The organism is Mesorhizobium sp. M7A.F.Ca.AU.002.02.1.1 (assembly GCF_003998535.1).
GTDB lineage: Bacteria > Pseudomonadota > Alphaproteobacteria > Rhizobiales > Rhizobiaceae > Mesorhizobium > Mesorhizobium ciceri.
This window is the reverse complement of record NZ_RZPB01000636.1, coordinates 1-3,525: the sequence shown is the minus strand read 5'-3', so window position 1 is coordinate 3,525 and position 3,525 is coordinate 1. Positions and strand designations below refer to the sequence as shown.

The following is a 3,525-nucleotide window of genomic DNA, read 5'->3' as shown; positions in this document are numbered from 1 at the left end:
GACCTCCTCAAGCGAACGTGAATGTACGCAGGGCAGCACATGCTGATCGAAGCTCCTCCCTAGCTCGGACCCACGCCATTGCGCGCTGGATAGGCAGCCATCATCGTAACGGCCGGCTTCAGCTTCCGGCATGACAAAGCGCCTTGTTGACCGCAGGGATGATCTTGTCGCCCCAGAGCTCGATCTGGCGCAGCATCGTCTTTTGGTCGAAGTCGCCCAATTGAGTCTGAACTGCGATCTGGTCCGGTTTCAAGATATCGATCTCTTCCAGCAGGCGATCAATCACGCGATTTACGCTGCCAATCGGCAAATTTTTGCGCATGGTCTCGAAGGACAGATCCTGCTGGGTCGGTGTCTCCTGCAGCAGGTAGCCATCGTGGCTCTGTTGGCGACGCTGATGCAGGGCTTCAGAAAGCCGGCGCTGGAAGCGGGCATTGTCGAGATAGCTGTTGATCTCCAACTCGTCGTGGCTGGCATAGCAGCAGCGCAGCAGCGATATCTTGACGTCGGTGACGTTCTTTTCCTCGGATGCCGCCGCCCTCTCGACTGATTCACGCAGTGTGGTCAAAGTCTCTAAGCCGTCGTGGAAGGCTGTGACAAAAAAATTGTGCCCCTCGCGGTAGGCCCGAGCCATCCGTGCGGCTCCGCCAGCGATCCAGATAGGCGGCGTCGGCTGCTGGACTGTGCGGACCGAAATCGCTGTTGGGGGGATCTTCTCATACTGGCCGTCGTGTTCGAAGACGTTTTGGTTGAGGCCCTTGAGAATGATGTCCAGGTATTCCGAAAAGACGGCCGGCGCCTCATCGATGTCCACGCCGAACCGTTCGAACTCGAACTGCTGGTATCCCAAGCCTACGCCGAGCTCGAGACGGCCGTTCGCAACGATGTCGGCGAAGCCGATCTCGGACAGCAGGCGCTGCGGTTGGTAAAGCGGCAGCACGCAGACGGCAGTGCCCAGGCGAATCGTGCTTGTCAAGCCGCCGCAGTGCGCCACCATCATCAGCGGGGATGGTATGAGGCTGTAATTGTTGAAGTGGTGCTCAGCAAACCACGCGGTGTTGAACCCAGCCTGCTCCGAAGCGACGGCCTGTTCGATGGAGTTGCGGATGACGCTTTCTGAGGATTGGTGATAGCCACGCTGGGCGGCCAGAATGAAAGTGGCAAATTCCATGATTTCTCCTCGTTATAGACACGTCAGCCGACCGGGAATGTGCTCGGCATGCGCATGCTTGGATCTCAAGCACCTCAGGTGCGTCGTGGAGCCGAGGCTTCATAATGCTCGGCCGGTCGCCCTGCGAAGGCCTGGCAATTAACCTGCGGCCTCCGCAAAACATTCGTCATAGAGCTCGCTGGCGTTTCCCGCATCACCGAACGAGGTCCAGCCGCCGTCCACGTAGAGGATCGAGCCGTTGATGTATGAGGCGTCAGACGAAGCAAGGAAGAACGATGCATCTGCGACGTCTTCTGGCCGTCCCATCCTGCCCATGGGGATGCGTCGTCCGATTGCTGTCAGGTCGATGCGGCCGGCTTTGGCCAACTGAGCAAGTGCGGGCGTGCGGATGTGGCCAGGAGCGACGGTGGCTGTCCGAATTCCGACCGGCCCGAGTTCGGCCGCCATGCAACGGGTCAGCATATCCATCCCCGCCTTGGAGGCGCCGTAGGCATGGCGCGGCGCGAACGGCAGAAAGCTGTCGATCGACCCGAGATTGAGGATCACGCCGCCCGGGCGCATAGCCTTGATCGCTTCGCGCGCGCAGGTGAAGGCGCCGGTAAGGTTGACATCCAGGACGTGTTCGAGCTGTTTCGACAGTTGCTCGATCGCAGGCACAATCCTGTCGGCGGTATCAGCACTATTGACCAGAACATCGATATACCCGAAGCGTCCCCTCAGTTCTTCGAACATCGACACCACATCGCTCTCGACGGCCACGTCCAGCGATTTCGCCAGATGCTTGCCGGGGAGCGATGTAGCCAGCTCTGCCGCTGCAGTGCCATCTTTATCAGCAATCACGACGGTGTCGCCGTTCGCGGCAAAGCGGCGAGCGACGGCCGCGCCAATGCTTTTTGCGCCACCGGTGACGAGCACGATTCGCGCATCTGTGCATTCGGCCGGACAGGAGAGCTCGGCTTGGAGCGCACCATCCACCGGCGGGTGAGCATCCCCCGGCTGGTTGAATGACATCCAGCCTCCGTCGACTGCCAGCACCGAGCCGGTGATGTAGCGCGCCTGCGTGCTGCTCAGAAAACGCACGACCCTGGCGATCTCGTCGGGGCGAGCCAAGCGCCCCATCGGCACGCGGCGGCGTATCGCCGCGAGGTCCATTTTGCCAGCGCGTGCCAGTTCTGTGACCATTGGGGTGCGGACGGAGCCCGGCGCCACCGCCGTGACGCGGATTCCTCGCATAGCCCACTCGCATGCAAGGGACTTTGTCAACGAGATCACGCCAGCTTTCGAGGCTGCGTAGGCGTTGCGCCTGGGATTGCCGACCACGCCCGCCATCGAAGCCACATTGACGATCGCACCGCCCGGCTTCATGCGCCGCGCCGCTTCCCGGGCCATAACGAATGGCCCAATAAGGTTCACTGTCACGCCGCGTCGGAAGGTATCGACAGCGGTGTCGATGATCCTATCCATCGTGGGTCCAACCGCCGCATTGTTGATGAGGACATCGATTTGCGCGAACCGTGCTTCGACCTGGCCGAAAAGTGAGAGCATGTCCTTCTCTCGCGACACATCGCACTCCAGACCGACGTGCGGCGACCCGAGATCCCGAGCCAGTTCAACCACACCACTGCCCGGAAGGTCCACCGCAACTACAGTGTCTCCGTCCGCGGCAAGGATATCGACCAGGGCACGGCCGATCCCGCCCGCAGCGCCTGTGATGATTACGGTGCGTGCTGCCAGTTTCACGAGAGCTTCTCCACGATGACCGCTTGTGATCTCAGCCCATCAACCTTGGGCGGAATGAAGGGCCGAGCCAAATCGTTGCAGTGACCGCCAGTCGCGGCCCCACACAGATGTCGTTCCCGTAGGGCGCTCATCCTCCATTCCTACCCACTTATGCAGCTCCCAGTTGGGGACCCTCGACGCCATCTTGGTCGGTGGGGATGTGACCCTTGAGCAACTGGTAGATGGGATCGTCTGGATGTGGTGCTCCAATCGGCTGTCGCCGGCCGAACCTATCTGCCTCAAGAATCGCTGGCGGGATTTGCTCCTCAACCCAATCGTAGACGACTGTCCGTTCCGCAATTCGCCACTCGTCCTGCCTCTTCTGAAACAGATCGCAGTAACGGCCGCAAAGCAGCGTCTGACGTATTTCTTGGTCTGTATCCGGTCCGCGTTGCAGCGCGGTGAAATAGCTCTCGACCGCGGCCTCTGCTGAACTGATGAAGTCGATCAGGCTGTTCGTGATTTGATGGATGTTACGGTGCCCCGGCAGACCGAGAGCAAATTGGATGAAGTCCTCTGCCGGTCCGCAATAGGGACCGTGCCTGTCATACGCTTCGGGCCAGTATGCGCTACGC

3 protein-coding genes are annotated in these 3,525 nt (G+C 60.5%); all 3 read right to left on the bottom strand.

The genetic code is table 11. The features are described 5' to 3' along the window. Positions 1–118: 118 nt before the first annotated feature. Entirely contained in the window at positions 119–1,171 is a 1,053-nt protein-coding gene (locus EN879_RS28370) for an LLM class flavin-dependent oxidoreductase (RefSeq protein ID WP_063169383.1), read from the bottom strand. 138 nt (positions 1,172–1,309) lie between these two features. Then, a complete protein-coding gene (locus EN879_RS28365) occupies positions 1,310–2,911 on the bottom strand; it encodes an SDR family oxidoreductase (protein ID WP_063169384.1) in 1,602 nt (533 codons plus the stop codon). Positions 2,912–3,059: 148 nt separating this feature from the next. Continuing rightward, positions 3,060–3,525, bottom strand: a 466-nt coding sequence (locus EN879_RS28360) for a nuclear transport factor 2 family protein (RefSeq protein ID WP_127274394.1), incomplete at its 5' end; no start/stop codon positions are given.